This is a genomic window from Planktothrix paucivesiculata PCC 9631 (assembly GCF_900009265.2).
Taxonomy (GTDB): Bacteria; Cyanobacteriota; Cyanobacteriia; order Cyanobacteriales; family Microcoleaceae; genus Planktothrix; species Planktothrix paucivesiculata.
On sequence record NZ_LR735015.1, the window covers coordinates 275,377 to 301,770 of the forward strand.

At 41.8% G+C, this 26,394-nt stretch carries 23 protein-coding genes and 1 tRNA gene; 17 read left to right on the plus strand and 7 right to left on the minus strand.

The genetic code is table 11. The annotated features are described in order from the left end of the window. Nucleotides 1-113: 113 nt before the first annotated feature. Nucleotides 114-3,632, minus strand: a complete 3,519-nt coding sequence (gene metH, locus PL9631_RS12920; RefSeq protein ID WP_083620866.1) for a methionine synthase — start codon at nt 3,630-3,632, stop codon at nt 114-116. Nucleotides 3,633-3,846: 214 nt separating this feature from the next. Here metH and PL9631_RS12925 point away from each other — a divergent pair, with 214 nt between their 5' ends. Both PL9631_RS12925 and PL9631_RS12930 read left to right on the plus strand, forming a co-directional pair. Continuing rightward, nucleotides 3,847-4,137, plus strand: a complete 291-nt coding sequence (locus PL9631_RS12925; RefSeq protein WP_083620867.1) for a nucleotidyltransferase family protein — start codon at nt 3,847-3,849, stop codon at nt 4,135-4,137. Beyond that, nucleotides 4,127-4,483 (plus strand): HepT-like ribonuclease domain-containing protein, encoded by a 357-nt coding sequence (locus tag PL9631_RS12930; RefSeq protein WP_083620869.1) that lies wholly within the window; start codon nt 4,127-4,129, stop codon nt 4,481-4,483. The genes PL9631_RS12925 and PL9631_RS12930 overlap by 11 nt, the downstream gene beginning before the upstream one ends. A 62-nt stretch (nt 4,484-4,545) precedes the next feature. Here PL9631_RS12930 and PL9631_RS12935 read toward each other — a convergent pair whose 3' ends face one another. Then, complete coding sequence (locus PL9631_RS12935; RefSeq protein ID WP_083620870.1) at nt 4,546-5,220, minus strand: Uma2 family endonuclease; 675 nt, start codon at nt 5,218-5,220, stop codon at nt 4,546-4,548. A gap of 228 nt (nt 5,221-5,448) precedes the next feature. On the opposite strand from PL9631_RS12935, the gene PL9631_RS12940 reads away from it, so the two are divergent. Continuing rightward, nucleotides 5,449-7,098: a DNA methyltransferase gene (locus PL9631_RS12940; RefSeq protein WP_083620872.1), complete on the plus strand. Its 1,650-nt coding sequence runs from the start codon at nt 5,449-5,451 to the stop codon at nt 7,096-7,098. Nucleotides 7,099-7,180: 82 nt separating this feature from the next. Here PL9631_RS12940 and PL9631_RS12945 read toward each other — a convergent pair whose 3' ends face one another. After that, on the minus strand, nt 7,181-7,975 hold the full coding sequence (locus PL9631_RS12945) for a fasciclin domain-containing protein (protein ID WP_083620873.1): 795 nt from the start codon (nt 7,973-7,975) through the stop codon (nt 7,181-7,183). A 235-nt stretch (nt 7,976-8,210) separates the two neighbouring features. Here PL9631_RS12945 and PL9631_RS26155 point away from each other — a divergent pair, with 235 nt between their 5' ends. Continuing rightward, nucleotides 8,211-8,387 carry a hypothetical protein gene (locus PL9631_RS26155; RefSeq protein ID WP_197046361.1) on the plus strand — a complete coding sequence of 59 codons (177 nt, stop codon included), beginning with the start codon at nt 8,211-8,213 and terminating at the stop codon, nt 8,385-8,387. 101 nt (nt 8,388-8,488) lie between these two features. After that, entirely contained in the window at nt 8,489-10,069 is a 1,581-nt protein-coding gene (locus PL9631_RS12950; RefSeq protein WP_197046362.1) for a peptidoglycan-binding domain-containing protein, read from the plus strand. A 192-nt stretch (nt 10,070-10,261) separates the two neighbouring features. On the opposite strand, the gene PL9631_RS12955 is transcribed toward PL9631_RS12950, so the two are convergent. Both PL9631_RS12955 and sigC read right to left on the minus strand, forming a co-directional pair. Continuing rightward, nucleotides 10,262-10,792: a transcriptional repressor gene (locus tag PL9631_RS12955; protein ID WP_083620929.1), complete on the minus strand. Its 531-nt coding sequence runs from the start codon at nt 10,790-10,792 to the stop codon at nt 10,262-10,264. 150 nt (nt 10,793-10,942) lie between these two features. Continuing rightward, a complete protein-coding gene (gene sigC, locus PL9631_RS12960) occupies nt 10,943-12,196 on the minus strand; it encodes an RNA polymerase sigma factor SigC (RefSeq protein WP_083620875.1) in 1,254 nt (417 codons plus the stop codon). Between the two features lie 566 nt (nt 12,197-12,762). Here sigC and psbZ point away from each other — a divergent pair. The 6 genes from psbZ to PL9631_RS12990 all read left to right on the plus strand — a co-directional run bounded on the left by psbZ (nt 12,763) and on the right by PL9631_RS12990 (nt 16,355). Then, nucleotides 12,763-12,954, plus strand: coding sequence for a photosystem II reaction center protein PsbZ (gene psbZ / locus PL9631_RS12965; RefSeq protein WP_083620876.1), 192 nt, complete (start codon nt 12,763-12,765; stop codon nt 12,952-12,954). Nucleotides 12,955-13,088: 134 nt separating this feature from the next. Next, nucleotides 13,089-13,649 (plus strand): 6,7-dimethyl-8-ribityllumazine synthase, encoded by a 561-nt coding sequence (gene ribH / locus PL9631_RS12970; RefSeq protein WP_083620878.1) that lies wholly within the window; start codon nt 13,089-13,091, stop codon nt 13,647-13,649. A 101-nt stretch (nt 13,650-13,750) separates the two neighbouring features. Beyond that, nucleotides 13,751-13,822, plus strand: a tRNA-Gly gene (locus PL9631_RS12975). 132 nt (nt 13,823-13,954) lie between these two features. Then, entirely contained in the window at nt 13,955-14,470 is a 516-nt protein-coding gene (locus PL9631_RS12980; RefSeq protein WP_083620879.1) for a hypothetical protein, read from the plus strand. A 213-nt stretch (nt 14,471-14,683) separates the two neighbouring features. Further along, complete coding sequence (locus tag PL9631_RS12985; protein ID WP_083620881.1) at nt 14,684-15,088, plus strand: hypothetical protein; 405 nt, start codon at nt 14,684-14,686, stop codon at nt 15,086-15,088. A 4-nt stretch (nt 15,089-15,092) separates the two neighbouring features. Then, complete coding sequence (locus PL9631_RS12990; RefSeq protein WP_083620883.1) at nt 15,093-16,355, plus strand: glutamate-5-semialdehyde dehydrogenase; 1,263 nt, start codon at nt 15,093-15,095, stop codon at nt 16,353-16,355. On the opposite strand, the gene PL9631_RS12995 is transcribed toward PL9631_RS12990, so the two are convergent. Next, complete coding sequence (locus PL9631_RS12995) at nt 16,352-17,185, minus strand: acyl-CoA desaturase (RefSeq protein ID WP_083620884.1); 834 nt, start codon at nt 17,183-17,185, stop codon at nt 16,352-16,354. The two genes, PL9631_RS12990 and PL9631_RS12995, sit on opposite strands and share 4 nt — an antisense overlap. Before the next feature lie 89 nt (nt 17,186-17,274). Between PL9631_RS12995 and PL9631_RS13000 the strand changes: the two genes are divergently transcribed. The 3 genes from PL9631_RS13000 (at nt 17,275) to PL9631_RS13010 (ending at nt 19,313) form a co-directional block, all read left to right on the plus strand. Beyond that, a complete protein-coding gene (locus PL9631_RS13000) occupies nt 17,275-18,507 on the plus strand; it encodes a methionine gamma-lyase family protein (protein WP_197046363.1) in 1,233 nt (410 codons plus the stop codon). 151 nt (nt 18,508-18,658) lie between these two features. After that, nucleotides 18,659-18,919: a hypothetical protein gene (locus PL9631_RS13005; RefSeq protein ID WP_083620886.1), complete on the plus strand. Its 261-nt coding sequence runs from the start codon at nt 18,659-18,661 to the stop codon at nt 18,917-18,919. Between the two features lie 10 nt (nt 18,920-18,929). Continuing rightward, entirely contained in the window at nt 18,930-19,313 is a 384-nt protein-coding gene (locus PL9631_RS13010) for a PIN domain-containing protein (RefSeq protein ID WP_083620887.1), read from the plus strand. Between the two features lie 94 nt (nt 19,314-19,407). Here PL9631_RS13010 and PL9631_RS13015 read toward each other — a convergent pair whose 3' ends face one another. Then, a complete protein-coding gene (locus PL9631_RS13015) occupies nt 19,408-22,155 on the minus strand; it encodes a bifunctional acetate--CoA ligase family protein/GNAT family N-acetyltransferase (RefSeq protein WP_083620890.1) in 2,748 nt (915 codons plus the stop codon). A gap of 298 nt (nt 22,156-22,453) precedes the next feature. Between PL9631_RS13015 and adhE the strand changes: the two genes are divergently transcribed. The 3 genes from adhE (at nt 22,454) to PL9631_RS13025 (ending at nt 26,214) form a co-directional block, all read left to right on the plus strand. Next, nucleotides 22,454-25,123 (plus strand): bifunctional acetaldehyde-CoA/alcohol dehydrogenase, encoded by a 2,670-nt coding sequence (gene adhE, locus PL9631_RS13020; protein WP_083620892.1) that lies wholly within the window; start codon nt 22,454-22,456, stop codon nt 25,121-25,123. Between the two features lie 255 nt (nt 25,124-25,378). Next, the gene (locus PL9631_RS27025) at nt 25,379-25,504 is read left to right on the plus strand and encodes a hypothetical protein (RefSeq protein ID WP_269321697.1); all 126 of its coding nucleotides are present in this window, start codon (nt 25,379-25,381) and stop codon (nt 25,502-25,504) included. A 374-nt stretch (nt 25,505-25,878) separates the two neighbouring features. Further along, nucleotides 25,879-26,214, plus strand: coding sequence for a hypothetical protein (locus tag PL9631_RS13025; RefSeq protein WP_156090559.1), 336 nt, complete (start codon nt 25,879-25,881; stop codon nt 26,212-26,214). Nucleotides 26,215-26,394: the final 180 nt, after the last annotated feature.

Consider the following 26,394-nt stretch of genomic DNA (forward strand, 5'->3'; position numbering starts at 1 on the left):
AATGAATACTCTGAAAAGGCAGAACTTAAAAATAAATCTACCTTCTCAGGGACACTCTACACTCATCTTAACACATCTAACCCATAATGGGTTAGTAAAAATGAAAGATGGGGTTAAAGATTGAAATATTTAGAAATAGGATGATAGGTAATAAACGCCGTTGTAGACTGTTCTGGATAAATCTGTTCACTTTCATCCATATACATCTTAATCCGGTCAGTTTGTAATAACTCCACCTGCTTATATTGGTCTTGAATATTCGGACAAGCCGGATATCCAAAACTATAACGAGAACCCCGATGACGTTGGGCTAAAACATCCCGCACATTATCCGGTTCTTCATTTCCAAATCCCAACTCCCGACGAATTTTTGTATGAGTCCATTCTGCCAACGCTTCGGCCGTTTGCACCGCCATTCCATGGAAATACAAATAATTCTTATAGTCATTCTCAGCAAACAATTTTTGCGCGTATTCCGTAGCAATTTCTCCAACAGTTACCGCCTGCATCGGAAAAACATCAATTTTGCCACTTTCTTTAGAAGCAAAAAAGTCCGCAATACACAAGCGTTTTCCTGATTTTTGTCGAGGAAAGTCAAACCGGGCAACCTGTTTTTGATGATTTTCTGGGTCAAAAATTAATAGGGAATTTTCTTCCGATTGACAAGGAAAATATCCATAAATCACCGTGGGATGGAGTAAATTTTCTGCTAAAATTTTGATTTTCCATTCGTCTAAAACTGGATAAACCTTTTCAGCTAAAAATTCATTATATTCTTCCTTAGATTGTTCTCTCGGTTTGCGGAATTGCCATTGACCGACAACCAACGCCTGTAAATCCAAATACCACCAAATATCCTCGATAGGAATATCTTGGGGTTGTAAAATTTTGGTTCCCCAAAAAGGCGGGGTGGGACGGTCAATATTAACATCAACCGCTTCAGAACGTCGGGTATCAATCACAACTTCTTCGGGATTTTCTACAGGCTTTTCAACCGTTTCTAACTTGACTTTAATTTTCTTTGCTTCCGCATATTCCCCTAAAAACCCTTGGGAATCATCCCATTTTTCAGCTTTTTTTGCAGGCATTAATTTATCCATAAAATTCAAGTCGGAAAAGGCATCTTTCCCATAGATGACTTGACCTTGATAGGCATTTTGACAATCTTCATGGACAAATTTCGGGGTTAAAGCCGCCCCACCCAAAATCACCGGAACTTTAATTCCTTCTTTATTAAATACCTCCAAATTTTCCTTCATAAAAGCAGTAGATTTCACCAATAATCCACTCATGGCAATACAGTCCGCACCGTGTTCTTTGTAAGCGTTGATAATATTTTCCACCGGTTGTTTAATCCCTAAATTAATCACCCGATAGCCATTATTTGATAAAATAATATCAACTAAATTTTTACCAATATCATGCACATCCCCTTTAACCGTGGCAATAATAAAGGTTCCTTTGCCATTATTCCCCGCTTCTGATTTCTCCATATAGGGTTCCAAATAGGCAACGGCGGCTTTCATAGTTTGGGCGGATTGTAACACAAAAGGTAGCTGCATTTGCCCAGACCCGAACAATTCTCCCACCACTTTCATCCCATCCAAGAGAATAGTATTAATAATTTCTAGGGGCGGATATTGTTTTAAACCTTCGGCTAAAGCATCATCTAATCCAATCCGTTCTCCGTCAATAATATGACGTTTTAACCGTTCTTCTACTGGGAGGTTAATATCTCCAGAACGATCTCGTTTAGTGGTTTTTCCTTGAAATAAATTGGTCAGTTCTCCTAACGGGTCATAGGTACAAACATCCCCATCAAATCCCCGTTGGTCATAAATTAATTTGCGACAAACTTCTTGATGTTCGGGGTCAATTTTTGCCAATGGTAAAATCTTATTCGCACTAACAATAGCCGCATCTAACCCCACTTGCATAGCTTCATGCAGAAACACCGAATTTAAGACTTGTCGCGCCACCGGATTTAAACCAAAGGAAATATTAGAAACTCCTAAAACAATATGACATCCGGGCAATTCTTGACGAATTTGACGAATAGAATCTATCGTTGCTTTGCCATTATTTCGGTCTTCTTCAATACCCGTAGAAATCGGTAATGCTAAAGGGTCAAAAAAGATTTCATAAGCAGGAATACCATAATTAACAGCCGCATCATAAGCCCGTTTAGCAATTTCAAATTTCTTCTCGGCGGTTCTTCCCATTCCTTCTTCATCAATGGTTCCCACCACAATAGCAGCGCCATATTTTTTAGCAATTTCTAACACTTTATAAAAGCGTTCTTCCCCGTCTTCATAGTTAGTAGAATTAAGTAAACATTTTCCTCCAGAAACCTTTAACCCCGCTTCCATTTTTTGCCATTCCGTCGAGTCTAACATCAAGGGTAAATTAACATTAGTAACAACACGAGAGACTAATTCTTTCATGTCTCGCACGCCATCTCGCCCGACATAATCGACGTTAATATCTAAAATTTGCGCCCCTTCTTTTATCTGGGATTTTGCTAAGGAAACTAACCCATCCCAGTCTTCTAAATTAAGTAAATCTCGGCATTTTTTTGAACCACTGGCGTTCAGACGTTCACCAATAATTAAAAAGGAGTTTTCTTGTTCATAACTTTGGGGACTATAAATCGAAGCCGCCGAGGGGATAAATTGCGGTTCCCGTTGTTTGGGTTTCAGGGTTTGAGAAATTTCAGCTAAGGCTTGAATATGCTCGTAACGGGTTCCACAACAGCCGCCAATTACCTGAACTCCCAAATCTTCAACGAAGTGCATTAACGCCATTTTTAGTTCCAGTGGCGTGAGTTTATAATGGGCTTTTCCCCCCACATTTTCCGGTAAACCCGCATTGGGAATACAGGAAACAATAAAGGGGGAATGTTCCGATAAATAACGAATATGTTCCTTCATTAAATCGGGGCCGGTGGCACAATTTAAACCTAAAATATCAATTTTATAGGGTTCCAAAATCGTTAATGCCGCGCTCATTTCTGACCCCACTAACATAGTTCCAAAGGCTTCCATAGTCACGGAAACCATAATCGGGCGACGTTCACCTTTTTTAGTAAAAACGTCTTCAATGCCGTTTAATGCGGCTTTAATTTGCAGCACATCTTGACAGGTTTCAACGATAAATAAATCCACACCGCCATCAAATAATCCTTCTGCTTGTTCTGCAAAGGCTTGATATAATATGTCAAAATCAATATGTCCGAGGGTGGGAAGTTTAGTCCCCGGCCCAATTGACCCAGCAACAAATCGAGGTTTTTCGGGTGTAGAATATTGGGTGGTTAAACTTTTTGCTAATTCGGCGGCGGTTTTGTTTAAATCATAAGCTTTATCGGCTAAATCATATTCAGCTAAAACAATAGAAGTGGCGCCAAAAGTATCGGTTTCAATAACATCTGCACCCGCTTCTAAAAAGCCGCGATGGACGTTCGCTACGGCTTCAGGTTTGGTATAAACTAAATATTCATTACATCCCTCATAATCTTTTCCGCCAAAATCATCAGCCGTCAGATTTTGGGTTTGTAGGTTAGTTCCCATTCCCCCATCAAACACGATGACGGGACGTTCAGGACTGTGGAGGCGATCTAAAAATGCGCTTTTCATAGGATGTTAATTATAGGGAGCAAGGGTTATTTTACAATTTTACACGAAATTTTCACATCAGCAGGAGTTGTGTGCAGAAACTGGGTTTCTAGTAAAAAGTAGAAGTTTGACCTTGATATATTTAAGAAGAAACCCGGTTTTTAAGTTTTATGATAAAATTGTATTGTCATTATTATCTATGGTAAAATTAAAAATAAGATAGATTTATTGTTTTATGAAAAGAGATCATGCACTGGCAATTTTAGCAAATCATACGGAAGAACTAAAAGCTTTGGGTGTGAAGTCTTTAGATTTATTTGGTTCGGTAGCACGGGATGAAGCACGACCCGATAGTGATATAGACTTTTTAGTTGATTTTTCGATAGAAGCGAGTTTATTTGATTTGTTTCGGGTACAGCACTATTTAGAGGATATTTTAGGTTGTCCTATTGATTTAGGGACAAAAGATGCTTTGAGAGAACATTTGCGAGAAGCTGTTCTCAAGGAGGTAATTCGTGCCTTCTAGGGAGTGGTCAAGACGAATTCAAGATATTTTAGAAGCGATCGCTTGTATTCAAAAAACGACGAATGGGATGATTTTTTCTGATTTTGAAAAAACAGAAGAAATAATTTTTCAAGGAATTCTTTACAACTTTATTATTATCGGTGAAGCGGCTGTTAATATTCCTAGTACAATTCAGTCTCAATATTCTCAGATTCCTTGGCGTGCCATGGCCGACATGAGAAATATAATGGCTCACGAATATTTTCAAGTCAATCAAAGGTTAGTTTGGAATACAATTCAAAATCATTTGCCACCTCTGGTTCTATTGTTAGAGGAATTATTGGAGGAGCAAGTTAGGGAAAATTAGGTTGAAAATCAATGGTAAAGTAGAACCATTATTGGGATGAATCAGCTTAAAAACAAACAAAACTATTGCAAAAATTGTTGATGTTCGGGAGTTGCTAACCCCGTTTGTAATGTAGTAATAACTTCTAACATATCCCCTGCTAAAAGTGCTGAAACTGACAACCATAAACCCGGAAAAACTCGACTATGAATAATTTCTTTTGTATCAGGAGTTAGAGAAATATATTCCCCATCCTGCAAGAAAAACCAATCAAAACGTCCTTCCATCACTTGCCAAACGAGATATTCTTTTACCCCATTCCGACGATAAACTCGCTTTTTGTCTCGTAAATCAATTGACGCGCTACTAGCCGCAATTTCCGCCACAAGTTCAGGTGCTCCTTCAATATAACCGTCATCGCTAAGACGACTTTGACCTCCACAATTTGGATCAATTAATAATACTGCATCGGGTTGAGGTTCGTTATCAAAATCGAGTCTCACCGTCGGGTTATCCCCTAAACGCACTCCTGGTGTTGCTATTTTATAATTACCCAGCCAGATCAATAAGTCAGCATGGGGTTCAGCATGGGATTCAAACCGTAAGGGTGAGGCCATATAAACAATTCCTTCAATTAATTCAGCTTTTTTAACATAAGGCATTGCTTGGTAACGCCGCTCAAATTCCGCACGAGAAAGCAGATCTCCATTTTCTAGGAGTGGAATGATCCGGGGATGTTGATTCGTTGAAGCACTCATGGCTTTTCTATTGTTTTTTGATCGGATTGCCTCCCCTATTCTAGCTTATTTTATTCTTGTGGCTATGTTTATAATGTTAAAGCCTGATTTAACCACAAAGACACCAAGACACAAAGAAGTTTTAAACACTCAGATAAAATATGATATTCTTGGTTTGGATGGTTTCAATTGAGCATCAATAGAAAGTTTATCGCAAAAAAATAATTAAAAATTAATGAATCAAAAAATATGGTTAATCAATTATTCTATGGTGATAATTTAGAGGTTCTGCGGAAATATATTAAGGATGAATCTGTAGATCTATGTTATATCGATCCGCCGTTTAATTCTAAACGTAACTATAATCAAATTTATAATAATTTAGGCAAAGAAGATCAAGCCCCAGCCTTTATTGATACTTGGACTTGGGATGATCAGGCAAATCAAGGTTTAGAGGAGATTTTTAGCAATTATCAAGGTCATTTTACTCAACAAAGTATTGATTTAATTGCCGGATTAACAAAAGTTCTGGGAAAGGGTAGTCTTTTGGCTTATTTAGTTAGTATGACTTTGAGAATTGTAGAAATTCATCGGGTTTTAAAACCAACCGGAAGTTTTTATCTTCATTGTGACCCGACTTCTAGCCATTATTTAAAATTAGTATTAGATGCGGTTTTTTGCTCTCAGGGGGGCAATTTTTTAAATGAAATTATTTGGAAAAGAACTACAGCCCATAATGATCCTCAGAGGTTTGGTAGGATTCAGGATCGTATCTTATTTTATAGTAAAACACAGTCAAAAATCTTTAATTATATAGATTATATTCATTCTCCAGAACAATTATCTCGTTATAAATATTCAGATATTCAAGGTTTATATAGAGCAGAAAATTTAACTGCACCACATTTTTCCGAAACAAGAACTGTAGAATGGAGAGGTGTTCATCCTGGCAATAATAGACAGTGGAGATTTTCTCTTGAAAAACTAGAAGAACTCTATGAAAATGGTCAGATTTTACGTCAAAAGGATGGTAGACCCAGAAAAGATGGGTTAAAACAATATTTACATGAAACCAAGAGTCCTGTATTACAAGATATTTGGACAGATATATTATTTGCTCCTACTACAAAAGAACGTTTAGGTTATCCCACACAAAAACCAGAAGATTTGTTAGAAAGAATTATCAAAACCAGCAGTAATGAAAATGATATAATTCTTGATGCTTATTGTGGCTCTGGAACAACGGTTGAAGTAGCCCAAAAATTAGGGCGTCAATGGATCGGAATTGATATTACTTATCAAAGTATTAGTTTAATTTTAAAACGCTTAGAAGATGCTTTTGGGAAGGGAGTATTAGAACAAATTCAACTCAATGGTATTCCGAAAGATATGAAATCTGCGATCGCCTTAGCCAATAAAAAAGATGATCGCACCCGCCAAGAATTTGAAAAATGGGCGGTTTTAACTTATAGTAATAATCGGGCTATTATTAATCCAAAAAAAGGCGCGGATAAAGGTATTAATGGTATTGCTTATTTTAGAAGTGAACAGGATGAACCGGAAAAAATTATCTTACAAGTAAAATCCGGTAATATTAAATCGGGAGATATTCGGGATTTACAAGGAACATTAACCCTAGAAAAAGCAGCCATGGGAATTTTTATTAGCTTAAAGGAACCCACAAAAGAGATGATTAAAACCGCCAAATCCGCCGGAATTTATCAAAATAAATATATGAGCCAAAGCTATGATATTATCTCTATTGTGACGATTCAAGAAATAATTGAAGATCAAAAAAGGTTATCAATTTTGTTAGGATATGAAGTCTTAAAATCGGCAGAAAAGCAAAAAGAAATCAATGCAACTCAGTTAAAATTGGATATTGATTTTAATTCATAAAAAACCCGGTAACTTTTGCGAAACCGGGCTTTTAGACTCTATCAAAATAGGGAAGTTTTCAATTCAGAGTACCTCCGAAATCCTATTGAGGAGTGGTAGTAGTAGTAGTAGTAGTAGATGTTGCTTCAGGAGATGCAACTTCGGGAGATGCAGCTTCGGGAGATGTACCTTCAGGAGACGCAGCTTCAGGAGATGTAGTCGGAGCGGCAACATCAGGAGGAATAATGACAACCTTAATGACGTGGATAACACCGTTGTTGGCATTAATATCCGGTTGAACAACTTCGGCGCCATTGACTGTAACTTTGCCTTCAGCTACTTCTAAATTTACGGGATCTCCTTCAACGGTAGCGACTTCCCCGGTTTGAATTTCAGCCGCGGCGACTTTGGTGGGTAGAACATGATACTGAAGAATTTTAGCCAAATTTTCTTTATTTTCAGGCTTCATTAATTCTTCTAAAGTTCCCGCAGGTAAAGCGGCAAAGGCTTCATCAGTAGGGGCGAAAACCGTGTAAGCACCTGGAGCAGAGAGAGTTTCAGTTAAACCAGCGGCTTCAACGGCTTTGGTAAAACTGCTAAAAGAAGGGTTAGCAGCAGCAATTTGGACAATACTTTCCGACTCGTTAGAAACTAAATTGGCTGTGGTACCAGTATTTTCAGAAGCAACAGCCGGAGTTGTGGTGGTGGTTGTTGTTGTTGTGGACGTGGATGTGGTTTCTGGAGGGGTTGTAGATCCAGTTGTTCCAGCAGCTTGTTCTGTGGCGGGTTGTTCTGGGTTGGTGGCGCTGGGCTGAGTGCAAGCACCGAGGGCAGCTACACTGCTAACGGCTGCTAAAAGAATCAGGAATTTTTTGGTCATTTGGGCTGTATTGTTCATAGTTAGGCGTTTTGTTTGTAAACGGGTACACAAACTTTGTATGTAATTCTACGCATAGTAACATATCTTCACAAAAATACAAGCTTTGCAGGTAAGAATTCTTCAGATTGATGAAGAAACGTATCTAAACCTAAAGCTTAATTGCAATTCAGACGAAAACCCATAGACTTTATGGCTCTAGGTGATAGGTTAAACCCATTCAAAACTATGGCGTTAATCCAACTTCCCCTAGCTTATGAACCCCAAACCCTCACAACGCGATCCCCTTGAGTCCGCCGTAACCGCAGCATTAGGCGCGGGCGTAGCGACTTCTTTTGCCGTTAGTCAAGGTCAAAGTCCTTGGGTAGCTTTAGGCATTACAGCCTTTGCCGTGATTGTGACGTTAATTTGCGATCGCGCGGGTTGGGTTTAAATCTCACTTTTAAACCTGGACTAGAATAGGGGAAACTAACCTTTCCAGACCTAATTTTTGTAAAGGTTAAAGTTGACTAATAATGTTTCCCCCAAAAAACAATGATTGAATCCTATGGTTTTTTAGCCTTAGCCCTAACTTATGAAGATCCTGGCTCTAATCAATTCTCAGGATCAAATGGCGTTAATTGGAAAAAACTTTCTAGTCAAACCTACCGCTACTTTCTAGCTTTAGCGGTAGCCGTTTCAGTTTTAACGGTCGCCCAAACCGCCCAAGCCTTGGTAATGTCTGGAGATTCTGGAAACCAAGTCAGGCAAGTTCAAGAACGCTTACAAGACTTGGGCTATTTTAATGCCAATCCTACGGGGAATTTTGGCAGTCTGACGAAAGATGCGGTGATTCGGTTTCAAAGAGAGGCGGGTTTATCCGCCGATGGGATTGTTGGCCCTAAAACCCTTGCTGCTTTGAGATTAATTCCCAGCCAACCCTCTGGCCCCGGCCCCAATCGAGATTTAATTGGTTTGGGACGAGGAGATAGTGGCCCTGGGGTTTCGGACTTACAGAGGCGGTTACAAGCCTTGCGTTATTTCAACCAACAACCTACAGGTAACTTTGGAAGCATCACGGAAAATGCTGTGATTCAATTGCAACGGGACTATAATATTCCGGCAACGGGTTTAGTCACCGAAGCCACCCTCGCCATACTCAATAGCGGTATTAATTCTGGTCAAGATGTTATTTTCCCAGGTACAACTTTACTGGAAGGCGATCGCGGGCCAGAGGTTATTGTATTACAAGAAAGATTACAAACCCTAGGTTTTTATCAGGGTGTGATTACAGGTTATTTTGACTCCTTAACCGCAGTCGCTGTTCAACAATTCCAACGTTCCCAGGGCATCCCCGCCACCGGAGTTGCCACATCCACCACTTTAGTGGCTTTAAGTGTTCCCTCTGTTCCCTCGGCTCCTTTATCTGATACTGTTCTGAGATTGGGAAGTCGCGGAGCGGCGGTGAGGGTATTACAAGCACAACTCCAAAGCTTGGGATACTATACCGGAATCGTAGATGGGGTATTTGATCAATCCACTCAACGGGCTGTGGTCAACTTCCAACGGGCTAATAGAATTACAGCCACAGGAGAAGTCGGGCCAACGACAGCTTTTTATATTGTTAGTGCCACGACAACGACACAGACCCTGCAACCCAGACCCATCGCCATTGTCCAAAATCAGACTATTCCAATCACTAATTCCCTATCCACAATTTCTTTAGGAGATGCAGGCCCAGAAGTTAGAAAAATTCAACGGCGTTTGCGGGAATTAAACTATTATAATGGCCCAATTAATGGTTTCTTTGATTATGCAACTCAAGATGCCTTAATCCGGTTTCAAGAATCCCGGGGGGTGACGGTGACTGGGATTGCAGGCCCCACCACCCAAAACTCTTTATTTAATCTGCAATCGGTTTCGCGACCAACAACTCGAATAACCGCAGTGGTCGCCACAACTCCCCCTATTTCCGGTGCAACCAATATCCAACAGTTGCAACAAAGATTAAGAATCCAGGGACTGTATAACGGCCCAATTAATGGGGTTTACGACGGTTTAACTCAACAGGCTGTTAGACAAGCCCGAGCCTTCTATGGCCCCAATGCCGATACCGTTTTATTTGGTAGCCTTTAATTCAGTTATCAGTCATCAGTTATCAGTTATCAGTTTTAGGGGCGGGTTCATCGAGATTTAGGTGATGCACAAAGATCTAAAAAAACCTGCCCGTACCAGAAATTAGTTATTAGTTATTTAGTTAAGTTATTAGTTATTATCCCAAATCAGCTTTCTATAGACTTCAACTGATGACTTATAACTGATGACTGATTACTGACACTCGGTTTCATCCATTTCAAGAGACCCATCAGCGATCGCCTTTGAACAAGACCAATTTGTAGAAACCAAAGACGGCCAACCCATGCGTAAAGCCTCATGGCAAATCGTATGAATGGTTAACTGACAATCTAATAAATGAAACCCCGATTTCTCCGCCTGCTTCATACTGGTTTTAGAAATAGAATCATTTTTAAACTCAAGAGTTTTATTGCACTGAACACAAACTAAATGATGATGGTGATGGGGATAGGGTTGATTAATTTCATAGTGTTTATGACCTTCAGCCAATTCCAATTCCCGCAAAATTCCCATCCGCGCCATTAACTTTAAGGTGCGATAAATTGTCGATAAACTAATCGCTTCCCCTCGGCTTTTGAGTAAAGTATACAAATCCTCCGCACTCAGATGATTTCCTTTCGGTAAATTCTGAAAGACCTGTAAAATCGTTTCCCGTTGGGGCGTTAACCGCCAACCCTTATCATTAAGTTCGGATTTAAAAGAGACTGTTGTATATAAACCCATACGCTCAATTGTTTTCAATAAAGCTTGCATACTGACAATCATACACAAAAAATTTCCTGATTGTCAAAAAAAACAGTTATTGAAACTAAAACCCCCCGTTAACTATAGTTATCGGGGGGTAGAAAAACCCAATCTATAAACGATCAGGGATTAACTCAAAGACTCCAAATAATCCCGAACCCGGTTGCGACGTTTAGGTTGACGCAGTTTTTGTAGAGCTTTAGCTTCAATTTGACGGACACGCTCCCGGGATAATTCCAGTGCCCGACCAATTTCGGCCAGGGAATAGGGGTGTCCATCTCCCAAACCATAGCGCATCAAAATTACATCCCGTTCCCGACTGCTCAAATCTGCTAAAAGATTCTGTAAATCCTTATGCAAAGATTCACGCATCAGCATTTCTTCCGGTGTGACTTCCTCCGTTTCGAGTAAATCCCCTAATTCCGTATCTTTATCCGTTCCTACCTTCGTTTCTAAAGACACAGAACGGGGAACCCGGAGCAACACTTCTCGGACTTGAACCGGAGTCATTTCTAACTCATGGGCAATATCCTCAATTGTCGCGGTACGACCTTTTTCCTGAGAAATTTTCCTTTGTGCTTTTTTAATTTTATTCAGTTTTTCAGTAATATGAACCGGAAGACGAATGGTGCGGCTTTGGGTAGCGATCGCTCGGGTAATGCCTTGGCGAATCCACCAATAAGAATAGGTGCTAAAACGATATCCCCGCGTCGGGTCGAACTTCTCCACCGCCCGCTCAAGTCCTAAAGTTCCTTCTTGAATTAAATCCAGGAGTTCCAAACCTCGGTTCTGATATTTCTTCGCCACCGATACCACTAAACGCAGATTCGCTTTAATCATCCGGTCTTTGGACTGTATCCCTTCGGTTTGAATCCGATCCAATTCCTCAACGGTCAAACCTGCGATTTCTGCCCAACACCTTTTACCTGAAGCTAAAATCGGCTTGAGTTCCGTCACATCAACCCCAGCCTTGGTTGCCCACCGTTCTAAAGACGGACGATGACCCAACTGAGCGGATAATTGATCTCGAGTTTTGATCAGTCGCACATAAGTATTGATCAGTCCCTCATCCTGCTCGGCAGCATTGTCCCGTAATTCAACTAACCTCAGATAACGCTGCACTTTTTGGGCTTCTGATACTTCTTCATCCCGCCCCAACAGACGTACCCGACCAATTTCTTGGAGATACAATCGAACTAAATCTGTAGTGCGACGATTATTGCTAGGCTTCTGGAGTTTCACATCGCTGGCATCTTCTATCTCCAGATCAATTAAATCATCCAAATCAGGCTCAAGATCCTGACTCATTAGCTCATCAGGTTCCGAATCGTCCTGAAAAGAGGGGTTTAAGTTGTTGTCGGCATCGATTTTAGTGGCTGGCATAGTTTCTATCTCAGTTGCTCCAGTAATCAGAGGCTGCACTTACGGGGGTTAGCTATCGCAACGGGACACCCCTGATCGGGGGTGACGTAGGATTGAGCTTTTCCGTTCCGGTGATATTACTTATACTGCCCTACCATCCATGATTTCAGGCAAAGCCTGGAGAATGATTTAATGATGGCCATTTACAAACAGGGGGAGTAAAATCAGGTTAGGAATATTTGTTTTTTATTAACCTCTTAGTTAGTATAAGAATAACTCCGGGATTTCACAGTGATTCTTATCAAACCCTTAATTAATTTCCGTCACTCCCCCTAGGCGTCTGAGATCACCACAGGGCAGTTTTAGATGTTTGTAACGAAAAATCAATAAACTCAGCAAATCTTAGCCCCCCATACAAATTCCCTTCCCCTACCTCCCCTGCTCCCCCACTCCCCCTGGACTAACCGTTTAACTTCTTCTCACTGGTGGCAATTTCTGGTAGTTTTAATAATTAAACCGCTAAACAGGATTCGGTGAGCCTGTCGGCAGTATTTGTACTTACTGCAAAGTTAAGTTGGGAAAAAACAATGTTAACAATTCTGTTTCAAGCTGTCCTTGCGGCACTGGTGATTTTATCTTTTCTCATGGTAGTGGGCGTTCCCTTTGCCTATGCCTCTCCCCAATACTGGAGCCAATCTAAGCCTTTGCTTTATGTGGGTTCTGGTCTTTGGTTCGTGTTGGTGATTTTAGTCGGTGTTTTAAACTACCTAGTGGTTTAATTCAGAAGGGGAATTGAAGGTTAGACGGTTTGGGACAATTGCCCTAAGCGGTTTAACCCAAGATTCCCTATCGGTTTATTTCTTAAATTATATATTTGTTAACTTTTGTTAACAAAAAGGATCGGATAACAAAAATGGCGGTTTTTGAGGGAAATTTTACCCAGACAAATTCCTTAAGGTTTGCCATGGTGATTGGTCGGTTTAATGACTTGATCACAACCAAACTTTTAGAAGGATGTCAGGATTGTTTAAAACGACATGGGATTGATCCCGATCCCCAGGGAACACAAGTTGATTATGCTTGGGTTCCGGGTAGTTTTGAGATTCCATTAGTGGCTCATCAGTTAGCCCTAACCCGTCGCTATGATGCGATTATTTGTTTAGGGGCTGTCATTAAGGGACAAACTCCCCACTTTGATTATGTCTCATCAGAAGTTTCCAAGGGGATCGCGGCTACGGCATTTCAAACGGGTGTTCCGGTAATTTTTGGGGTTCTGACCACCGACACCATGCAGCAAGCCCTAGAACGAGCCGGAATTAAGGCAAATCACGGTTGGAACTATGCGATGGATGCGATTGAGATGGCAAATTTAATGCGTCAAATCAAGCAAAGTGCAGTAACAACGGTGGACTCTACGGCGGTTTTATCTGCGAGTGCTAGTCCAGCTTTAACTGGGGAACGGGGCAAACAGTAACAGTAGCCGGAAACCTTTTAAATTGTGAGGTTCTAAAAAATTTTGGGAAAGGGGTTGACAAATCTCAAGATTTTTGGAATGATAGAAAAGGTGAACGAGTTGCGGGTGTAGCTCAGTGGTAGAGCGCAACCTTGCCAAGGTTGATGTCGTGGGTTCGAATCCCATCACCCGCTTGAAAAAATATATGGTAGCACTTTATCGGGATGATTAATCAATCTTCCCGATAATTTTTTATATTGATCTTTGATGATAAATCTTCATCCCATAATACCGAATTAAAGTCCCAAGCTAATCGGAAAAAGTGTATGAAAATTATAGAGCAGACTTCAAATCAACTGATTCTCAAAAATTCTAGTATCGGTGTTTGGATAATCCGATTGGTTTGTACTCCCTTCTTGCTTTTAGGGGCAATAGGACTTTTTATTGTGATTACAGAAACCCTTTTTCCCTCATTATTCATCATTATTTGTTTGATCTTTGGTACTCTTGGCGTTTTCTTCTCCTGTGAAGAAATAGTTTGTTTAAATAAAAGCCAAAACCAATTCCTGATTCAAACGAAACGATTGTTAGGAACAAAAACCAGGGAATATTCCCTGAATGATATTCATGTCCGGGTGCAAGAAACCCCGTTCCTAGTCAAAACCCACACTTCAATATTAAGAACTCAAAAAAAACCTATTTATCTTGTTATTCTGGAGATTCCCTCCTGCTCCAAAACTATCAAGATTTCTAACAATTATAGTTTTACTCGAGATCAGGCCGTTGAAATAGCTGCTCTGATCCGATCTTTCCTGAATAAATCTTCGGTCAAACCCTTTTAACAGAAGGTTTATCGCTCTAGTTTTAGAAGATTCACAAAAGCTGAGAATTCCAACTTTTAAGGATGCAAATCGAAATTGCCGTGATATAATCCCTAAAGAATGGGAGTTAAGAAAAGATAACCCTTTAAATTTAAAGTTCAACTTGACCATAATTGATTTAATTTACTTTTTTCTTCTCAATTATTACAAAAACATTAAGTTAATTAATCGCTTGTGCCATCTAAAAAAGCCCAAAAGATTGATTTGAATGGGGATTATCCTTGCCCCTGTCGGCGAAAGGGGCGACTGGTTCCCATTGCGCTGACCGAAGCCTTTGGCTGCGATCGCTGTCAGCAAATTTTCGTTGTCGATGAGAGTGGTTATTGCTTAGAACAACTCGCCACCCATTATCCTTATAAACAAGCTTGGCGTTGGACAGGTCATCAATGGAATAGAGCCAGTCCAGGGTTAAAAGCCCACTATTTACCCATGGCTTTAGGGATGCTCTTAATTCCATTAGTGATCTGGTTACCATTAGCCTTGTATTCACCTGGGCCAAATTTGGTGTTATGGGCGATGGTTGCTATTCTGTTAGCGATGTTACCCGCACTGATCGTTTGGCTCGCTTACAGGCGTTAGCGGCATGATAATTGATGATTTCTCTCTCCTACCTCCAGACAATCCTTTCCGTCGTGCTTACCTGGCTAGTTTTGAATTAGCCAAAACCAAAGGAGCAGATCGAAGTCTCGCCTTGCAACTGATGGCGAAGGCATTGCGATCGCGACAGAATGACATCCTAGAAGCCAATACCCTCGACTTAGAAGCCAGTCGCAACCTAGGGCTATCGGAATTAATTACCGACTGGCTGAAACTCACCCCAGAACGCTTAGAAACCACCGTTCAAATTTTAGAACGTCTGGGACAACTTCCCGATCCCATTGGTCGGGTGATGAGTGCTTCCTATCAACTGGAACAGGGACAAACCTACTTTCAACCCATTCCCCTGGGCGTCGTGGCATTAATTTATGAAGCCTTCCCCGAATTAGCAGCCATTGCGACGGGACTCTGTTTAAAAACCGCTAATAGTCTAGTGCTGTTAGGGGGTACAGAAGCCACCCATTCTAATCAGATGATTGTTCAAACCTTACAAATGGCCTTAGAGGAATCGGGACTTCCCCCGGGCTGTTTAGAAATTCTACCGCCAGAACCCCAGACCTCGATGCAATCGTTAGTAACTCAAGACAAATATATCAATTTAGTGATTCCCTATGGACGTCCCCATTTTGTGCAAAAAGTGGTGAATCAATCCACGGTTCCGGTGTTGCGTTCCGCCGTGGGAAATTGTTATTTATATTGGTCATCTACGGCAAGTGTGGATACGGCGCGATGGATGATCTTAGATAGTCATGATGGTAAACCCGATGCGGTGAATGCCATTGAAAAAGTTTTGATTGATCCTAATCAAAAAAGCTCATCCCTAGTACGATTGTGGAATAACCTAAGGGAAGCGGGATTTGAACTGCGAGGAGATGAAGTGCTCGCTCAAGAATTTGCGGAATTGACCTTAGCAGAAACCACAGAATGGTCAGAACCCTATTTAACTAGAACCGTGGCTTTTAAACGGGTGGACAATTTGGAACAAGCCATTATTTGGATGAATACCCATAGTAGCGGTCATGCTAACTGTTTAGCCACCGAATCCTATTCCGAGAGTCGAAAATTTGCCCAGGATGTCAATAGTGCTTTGACCTTTATTAATGCGTCTCCTCGATTTTCCCGTCACTTGAACCGAGGAGACGCAATCTTTCTGGGAATTTCTAACCAGAAAGGATATCGTCGGGGATTAATTGGTTTAGAAGCCCTGATGACCCTGAAGCACGTTGTTCAGGGTAATCGGCAATTTTAGATCCGTTGAGCTTCAGCATTGGCGGGGGGTAATTTTACTTTTTGGGCTAACCCCAACGCTTGTAGAAGCGCAATGGTCATCCAGGTTAAGTCAATTTCCCACCATTGCAAACCGTGACGGGCGGAATATTGAAAAGCATGGTGATTATTGTGCCAACCTTCACCATAGGTGACAACGGCGACCCACCAGCAGTTGCGGGAGGAATCTCCCGACTCGTAGGTTTGATACCCAAATTTGTGAGTCGCACTATTGACAAACCAGGTGCAGTGGAACATTACCACCACCCGAAAGAAAATACCCCAGACCACAAAGGGCCAGCCACCCATCAGATATAACAAAAATCCAAATACCACTTGAATCACCAAGAAGTAGGTTTGGAAGAACTGATATACGGGGTCATCGGAAATATCTTTGGTGAAACGGGGAATTTGTTCATCCGCCGGAGTATGGAACAACATCCACCCCATGTGACTCCACCAAAAACCTTTTGTGGAATCATGGGGATCTTGCTCGTGATCGGAATATTGATGATGGAGACGGTGTAACCCGATCCAATCAATTGGCCCTCCTTGGCAAGCTAGGGTTCCACAAAAGATTAAAAAATATTCTAACCATTTGGGAGCTTCAAAACTGCGATGACTCACGAGGCGGTGAAATCCTAGGGTAATTCCCAAGCCTCCAGTCACCCAATGCAAAAACAGGGCTAGACCTACGGCGGGCCAGCTAAAGTTACTGGGCAAAAATGCCAGCAGCGCAGCAGCATGGAGCGACACCATAAAAGCAATGGTGATCCAGTCGGGCTTATATTGAGGTGAAGTTGCAATCGTCATGAAGAAACGAAAATTCGAGCTTTTTTTTTAACGAAAGAGTCCTATTTGCGTCATAATATCCACCGCCCACAAATTGATTGAGTTCAGTGATGATATCTAGCATCGAACAGCTAAAAGAAGCAGAACAGGAACTATTTCCGATTTTTTCTGGTATTGACACGCAGGTCAAGCATAATCTTAAACGAGTTTTAGATTCCTTCCGTCGCTACCGAGTTGGAACTCACCACTTTGCAGGCGTTACAGGCTATGGCCACGATGATTTGGGACGTCAAACCTTAGATCAAGTCTTTGCTGAGATTATGGGAGCCGAATCGGCTGCGGTACGAGTGCAGTTTGTTTCTGGCACCCACGCCATTACCTGTGCCCTATTTGGCTGTTTGCGTCCTGGGGACGAACTGCTGGCGGTAGCTGGCGCTCCCTACGATACCTTGGAGGAGGTTATCGGTGTGCGCGGTCAAGGTCAAGGTTCATTATTAGACTTTGGCATATCTTACCGCCAATTGGATCTCACTGCCGCAGGAAAAATTGATTGGGAGGGTTTACAGTCGGCAATAACGGCTAAAACCCGGATGGTTTTGATTCAGCGTTCCTGTGGCTATTCCTGGCGTTTGAGTTTATCGATTGATGAGATTGAGAACATTGTTAATATTGTTAAAAAACAGAATCCCAATACTATTTGTTTTGTGGATAATTGTTATGGCGAATTTATTGAAACCCGGGAACCAACCGCCGTTGGTGTGGATTTAATGGCGGGTTCTTTAATTAAAAATCCCGGGGGAACGATTGTGCAAGCGGGGGGTTATGTTGCTGGGCGGGAACATTTAGTGGAAGCGGCGACTTGTCGATTAACTGCGCCGGGTATTGGGAGCAGTGGCGGGGCAACTTTTGATCAAAATCGGATTCTGTTTCAAGGGTTATTTTTAGCGCCTCAAATGGTGGGAGAAGCGATTAAAGGAAGCCATTTAACTTCTTATGTTTTTAATCAATTAGGATATCCAGTTAATCCTTTACCATTTGAAAAAAGAAGGGATGTGATTCAAGCTATTGAGTTGGGTTCTGCTGATAAATTAATTGCCTTTTGTCGGGCGATTCAACAATATTCTCCGATTGGTTCCTACCTGGAACCCGTACCCGCAGAAATGCACGGATATGAAAGTCATTTAGTCATGGCGGGGGGCACTTTTATTGATGGGAGTACCTCGGAATTTTCCGCCGATGGGCCGTTAAGAGAACCTTATATTGTGTTCTGCCAAGGGGGAACCCATTGGACACATATTTCCTTAGCATTAGAAGCGGCTATTGAAGCCGTGGGACAGGTTTAAATCCAGAAACCGGGTTTTTTCGCAATCTTTCGGTTTCTAATTGTAGGGGCGGGTTCTGCAATAACATAAGATATTGACAGATAACTGTTATAAACCCGCCCCGTCTTAACTTATGTTATAATCACGAAAAAAGTTCTATTAAATAGCTAGTATGAGTATAACGATTGAATTACCCCCAGAACTAGAGAATAAATTAAGTACAGAAGCATCTCAACTAAATTTATCTTTGTCTGACTATATTTTACGGATTTTGTTGAGTAAAGAAATTGTTAAGAATCTACCAAAAACAGGAGCAGAATTAGTCAATTATTGGCAAAATGAGGGTGTGATCAATTCTTGTCCTGATATAACTAATAGTCAAGACCAAGCCCGTTATTTGCGTCATCAAGCTGAAACTAGAGCACAAATTTAGGCATTAACGGATGTATTTATTGGATACAGATATTTTAATTGATGTGCAACGGGGGTATCTTCCTGCAATAGCTTGGTTTTCTAGTTTGACAGAAATTCCTAGCGTCCCCGGTTTTGTAATTATGGAGTTAATTCAAGGAACTGGCAATAGTCAACAACTCCGTAACCTTCTTAAGTTAGTTGAGCCACTTCCGATAATCTGGCCTAACGAAACAGATTTCGCTCGTGCTTTATCAGATTTTACAGCTTACCATCTATCGCACAATTTAGGACTATTAGATGCTTTAATTGGGGCTTGTGCGCTTGGACAGAATGCCACACTCTGCACTTTTAATGTTAAACATTATCAAGCTATATCGGGTCTTCAGATAACACAACCCTATTTACGCTCTTGAGCTTGAATTTGGGGTTGGGTACTCAGAAACCGGGTTTTTCCCAAATCTTTCGGTTTCTAACAAAGCTATCTGCAAAAACCCGGTTTCTAGTAAATTACAATTGAATTTCAGCCCTCACCATCGGTTCACCAATAATCCGATTTAAGGTAAATCCTAATTGCTGACAAATATTCTGCATAATCCGATTATCACTGAGAATTTCGGCAAAAATTAGAGGCATTTTCTCTTGACGGGCAATATTGAGTAATTGGCGCAATAACTCCGTACCAATTCCTTGACGTTGGTAACTATCACTCACCAGTAGGGAAAATTCTACCTCATCGTTACCATAGCCTTTACTCAATCGTCCCACCCCAATAATTTTAGTTTCCCCGGTTTCCGGGTGTTGATATTCGGCGACTAGGGCCATTTCCCGGTCATAATCAATAAAACACAGCCGCGATAAGCGTTCATGGGTGACACGGGAACTGAGTTTCACCAGATGAGCATACCGTAAATAAACACTTTCCTCGGATAAACTTTCGTCGAATTTGACCATCAAAGGTTCATCTTCAGGGCGGATGGGCCGAATCGTAATCGCCATGCCTTTTTGGGATGTCCAAGGGGTGATATATTGCCGAGGATAGGGGCGAATGGCGGGTTTTGGTAAATCCTCGGGTTTGGTGTCGGGGGAATGTAACACGACTCGGGCATCTAAGGCAATCAACTCATTTTCCGAAGCCAATAATGGGTTAATGTCAATCTCTTTAATCCAAGGTTGCTCAACGACTAAATTGGAGAACCGGACTAATAACTGTTTAAGGGCTTCCATATCGACCGAATGACGTCCGCGCACCCCTAACAGGGCTTTATAAATTTTGGTTTGTTCCATCATCCGCCTGGCAAGAGTCGTATTTAACGGAGGTAACGCCAAGGCCCGATCTTTGAAGACTTCGACTAATTGCCCTCCCATGCCAAACAACAACACCGGGCCAAATTGGACATCAAGACTACTACCAATAATCAATTCATAGCCTTCTAATTTGACCATCTTCTGTACCGTCACTCCTTGGAAGTGTTCAGCGCCCACCTGTTGCGTCACGGAACTTTCAATGGAGGTATAGGCTTGAAGGACGGCTTCTGGGGTATTGAGGTTGAGTTTAACCCCGCCCACATCGGTTTTATGGGTGATGGTTTTTGAGAGCAGTTTCAAGACTACCGGATAGCCTAACTGTTCGGCTGAGTTCACAGCAGTGTCAGGAGTGGAGGCGATATAGGTTTGTACGGTGGGAATCCCATAGGCCGCCAGCAGGCGTTTAGACTCAAACTCCGTTAATAGGGTGCGTCCTTCGGCTAAAACCGAGTCAATTAGATGTTGTACACAATCACAAACGAGACTATCATCCTCACTAGCCTTTGGTAAACTAGGGGTTTCATACAATCCTTTTAAATTATAGGTGTAGCGCCACATATAGTTAAACATCCGTACCGCCGAGTCGGGATAGGCAAAGGTGGCGATATTCGCCTGATTCAGAATTTTAATCCCCGATTCCACATCCGCTCCCCCCATCCAACTGGCTAAAATCGGTTTATGGGGCATGGTCAGACAACGCTCTTTTAACTGTGCCGCCGTTTTACTCGGGTCAGTCATGGCCTGGGGGGTTAAAATCACTAAAATACCATCATTGTTCGGATCTTCTACAACGATATCAAAGGCTTTGGCATAGCGTTCGGGGTCAGCATCCCCTAAAATATCAATGGGGTTAGCATGACTCCATTGGGGCGGTAACACTTGATTTAGAGCCTCAAGGGTTTCCCCCGAGAGTTGGGCGAGGGTTCCTCCTTCCCCAATTAAGGTATCTGTGGTTAATACCCCTGGCCCTCCAGCATTGGTTAAAATCGTGAGTCGTGGCCCCTTGGGTCGGGGTTGTTTACTCAGAAGTTCCGCAATGGAGAACAAATGGGCAATATGATACACCCGCAGGATGCCACAACGTCTAAAGGCCGCATCTAACACATCATCACTTCCGGCCATAGCCCCGGTGTGGGAGGCGGCGGCTTTAGCGGCGGCTTCGGTGCGTCCCGCCTTAATCACAATAATAGGTTTAGTCAGGGCGACTTCTCTAGCTGCGGATAAAAAAGATCGGGCATCCCCGATAGATTCCATATAGATAACTATACTTTCGGTATGGGGGTCATTGCCCAAATAATAGATTAAATCTCCCCAACCAATATCTAACATTGAACCGATGGAAACGAAGGCACTAAAACCGACATTTTCTCGGAAACTCCAATCTAAAATGGAAGTACATAAAGCCCCACTTTGACTAATAAAGCCAACGGTTCCCGGTTTTGCCATCGCATTTGCAAAGGTGGCATTAAGTCCGGTTAAAGGATTCATTAATCCTAAACAGTTAGGGCCAATAATTCGCATTTTATGCGATCGCGCAATTTGTAAAACTTTCTGTTCTAATTCTATTCCTTTAGGCCCAATTTCTTTGAATCCAGCCGATAGAATAATTACCCCTTTAACCCCTACATTGGCGCACTCTTCCATCACCCCAGGAACACTTGAGGCGGGGGTGGCAATGATGGCTAAATCAACGGGTTCCGGGGTATCTTTAATACTAGGATAAGCCTTAATTCCTAAAATACTATTGCGATGGGGATTAACGGGAAAAACCATCCCCCCAAAGGGACTACTAATTAAATTCCACAGCAGAGTTCTACCCACACTATTTGGCTTTTCTGTCGCGCCAATTACAGCAACGGTTTTGGGGTTAAAAATCGCATTCAGGGATTCATGTTCGTAGCGTAAGACATCATGGGCCGGGTCAGAAATTCGAGTTGTTGTGGCTACCATAGACCACTCCTATAATCAGTTATTATTTGTAGGGGGGCTTGGTGTTAGATATTTATTAATCACCTAAATCTCTATGAACCCGCCCGTATCAGCTATCAGTGTAAGAGTTGATAGGTTTATAGGTCAATGATACAAGGTTTCTGTCCCTAAAAATATGACTTTAATCTTAAATTTATATTAAGTTTATATTAAAATTTAGTAATTTTGTCCCTGCCCGATTCCAAAATCGATAAAAACTATTATGATATGAACGCACACCACAACAACCTGAATCCAAACCGAAACAGGGGGATATATCATAATGGATAAAGTCACCAACATTGATCAACTTGAAGCCCTAATCCAACGGGTGAAGGTAGCCGAACAAAAGTATGCAACCTATACCCAAGAACAGGTAGACTACATTTTTAAAAAAGCCGCACTCGCGGCAAATGCAGCCCGGATTCCCTTAGCAAAAATGGCTGTAGAAGAAACCGCGATGGGGGTTGTAGAGGATAAGGTGATTAAAAACCACTTTGCCTCAGAAATTATTTACAACAAATATAAGCATGAAAAAACCTGTGGGGTGATTGAAGAAGACAAATCCTTTGGGTTTCAAAAAATCGCCGAACCCGTGGGAATTTTAGCCGGAATTGTTCCGACAACAAACCCGACATCAACGGCAATTTTTAAAGCCCTAATTGCCTTAAAAACCCGCAACGGGATCATTTTTTCCCCCCATCCCCGGGCTAGAAAGTGTACCACCGCCGCCGCTAAAATCGTCCTGGATGCAGCCGTCGCCGCCGGAGCCCCAGAAGATATTATAGGCTGGATTGATGAACCCACTGTGCCTTTGTCCCAGGCTTTAATGCAGCACCCAGACATTAAGCTAATTTTAGCGACTGGAGGGCCAGGAATGGTGCGGGCGGCCTATTCTTCCGGTAATCCGTCCCTGGGAGTCGGGGCGGGGAATACCCCGGCTTTAATTGACGACACCGCCCATGTTAAAATGGCCGTTTCCTCAATTATTATTAGTAAAACCTTCGATAATGGCATGATTTGTGCCAGTGAACAATCGGTAATTGTGGTCGATTCTGTTTACGAAGAAGTCAAGCAGGAATTTATTGTGCGCGGTGCCTATTTCCTGAATCCCGAAGAACGGGAACGCATGGCCAAGGTGATTTTTGTTAACGGACATTTGAATGGGGAAATTGTTGGTCAACCCGTACAAAAATTAGCGGAATTAGCTGGAATTAGCCTTTCCGAAGAAACCCGGGTGATTATTGGAGAAGGGATAGAAGTTGACGAAAATGATCCCTTTTCCCATGAAAAACTTTCGCCAATTTTAGCCATGTATCGAGCTAAGGATTTCGAGGATGCGGTGGTAAAAGCTGATACTTTAGTGCAGTTAGGGGGACGGGGACATACGGCTTCTTTGTACACTTCTCCCAACAATATCAACCATATTAAAAAGTTTGAAGATACCGTCCAAACCGCCCGGGTTTTAATTAATACGCCATCTTCTCAAGGGGCAATTGGTGATATTTATAACTTCCGTCTTGACCCTTCTTTAACCTTGGGATGTGGCAGTTGGGGCGGAAATTCTATTAGTGAAAACGTTGAACCTCGGCATTTATTAAACATTAAAACTGTCGCCGAACGTCGGGAAAATATGCTCTGGTTTCGGATTCCTCCGAAGATCTATTTCAAATATGGATCTTTACCCGTTGCCATTCGAGAATTAGCCGGAAAAGAACGGGCTTTTATTGTCACTGATAAACCCCTATTTGATTTAGGAATTACCCGTTCCCTGGAAGGAGTTTTAGAGGAAATTGGGATTAAATATGATGTGTTCTACGATGTTGAACCCGACCCGTCTTTAGATACGGTACAACGGGGATTAACCTTAATGAATACGTTTAAACCCGATGTAATTATTGCCATTGGTGGCGGTTCTCCCATGGATGCAGCTAAAATTATGTGGCTGATGTATGAACATCCTGATATCGAATTTGAAGGGTTAGCCATGCGGTTTATGGATATTCGTAAACGAGTTTATGAACTGCCACCTTTGGGGAAAAAAGCGATGTTAGTTGCGATTCCTACTACCTCTGGAACCGGGTCAGAAGTCACGCCCTTTGCCGTGGTTACCGACCGTCGCACTAATATTAAATATCCTCTAGCCGACTATGCCTTAACACCAAATATGGCAATTATTGACCCGGAATTGGTGTTAAATATGCCCAAAAGTTTAACGTCTTTTGGGGGCGTTGATGCCCTAACCCATGCCCTAGAATCCTATGTTTCGGTGTTGGCTTCGGAATATACCAATGGCTTATCCTTAGAGGCAATTCGGTTAATCTTTAAATACCTGCCGAGTTCCTATAATAATGGAGCAAATGATCCCAAAGCCCGGGAAAAAATGCACTATGCTTCTACCATGGCGGGGATGGCATTTGCTAATGGATTCCTGGGAATTTGTCACTCCTTAGCCCATCAATTAGGGGGCACATTCCACATTCCTCACGGGTTAGCTAATGCCTTAATGATTAGTTATGTAATTCGTTATAATGCCACCGATGTTCCGTTCAAACAAGCCACATTTTCCCAGTATAAATATCCGAATGCAAAATGGCGCTATTCTCGGATTGCGGATTATCTGCGCTTAGGGGGAGACACCGAAGATCAAAAAATCGATTATTTGATTTTAGCCATTGAGGAATTAAAGCGCCAAGTAGGAATTCCAGCTTCTATTAAAGAGGTTTTAAAAGATACCACCGAAGCGCAATTTCTGGCTAAATTGGATGAAGTTGCCGATCAAGCTTTTGATGATCAATGTACCGGAGCAAATCCGCGTTATCCTTTGATTAAAGACTTGAAGCAACTGTTAATTGATGCCTATTATGGTCATCCTTTAGTGTCTAATGATTACAATGGCGATCGCATTTTCCCCGTCTTTGAACCTCAACCAACAATGATTGGCGGTTAAAGATAAAGACACAGAAACCGGGTTTATCAACATAACTGAATTCTAACTAACCAATCAGAATCAGAAACCCGGTTTCTTTTCTATACCTAATACAAATTATCCCATCACAATGGGACAAATCACTCAATTTCTGTGTCTCCCATCACCCAAAACCCCTGATCAACCTCACAATTAGATCAGGATGATATCACGGTAAACCCCAATTGAGAATGGCACAATTTTAAACATAAGGCTAAGTCTTTGGAGTGCTGACCTATGGCAACTCAATCTTCCGGCAAAGAACTGCGCCCCAACCCCTTCATCGCCTACCGTGATCCTGAAACGGGAAAATGGATTGTTGTGAAATCTGAACGTAGGGATGTTGAGGCAGCAGCCGCATAAAGGACAACACGGTTTAATGGCGAAAACTTTTTTCTTCGTCGGCTATTTTGAAAGGATGGCATCCCACACACCATCCAACCCATGGTTTACCGTGTTTTCCTAATCTTCCCTTGGTGTGATCTTGATTTTTTCCTGATTCCCCATGCACTCAACGGAAACCACTAAAACCCTAGACAGTTTTTCCCAACACTAACGAGATTGCTGTGCCATTTCTCAATCTGTCTAATGCACCCTGGAACTTTAGCTTAATCTTTTGAGTCAGGTTTTGTCAATAGGATGAGTCGGAACTGTTCTGGTTGAAATAGTGTCACACTTGCTTCTATTAAATGGGGTGAATCTGGGTAAAGTAAAAACATCGAGTTAAGTTTTTAACCATGAAATCCAACCTGACTTTAACAACTTCTAATGCTGAATCTGCTACCAAATTTTTTAACTCTTGTGATACTTCCTTGAGTATTTCAGAGTTACAAAAAATCATTAATAAGATTGAAACTTTTTCCGGGGATGAATGGCTTTCGTTGTGTCATGATATTGATCAAGGAGAACTTTATCGGCAATGGTTTATCTGTTATGATCCTGAAGTCACTCAAACTTGGGAAGCCTACGATTATTTAACTGATGATTGGTTTGAATCCCCGGAATTATCGCAAGTTAAAGCAATTATTGATCGGATTGAAAATGCTAGAATCTATACCCCTATTGCCGCTTAATGTTTGCTGTTTCTTCACTGTAAAATCCTATGATAATTCCCCAGGGGCTAATTAGCCCCTATATTTTTGAGAACTAATTTGTATAGTAGGGAACAGGGAACAGGGAACAGGGAACAGGGAACAGGGAATAGGGAATAGGGAATAGGGAATAGGGAATAGGGAATAGGGAATAGGGAATAG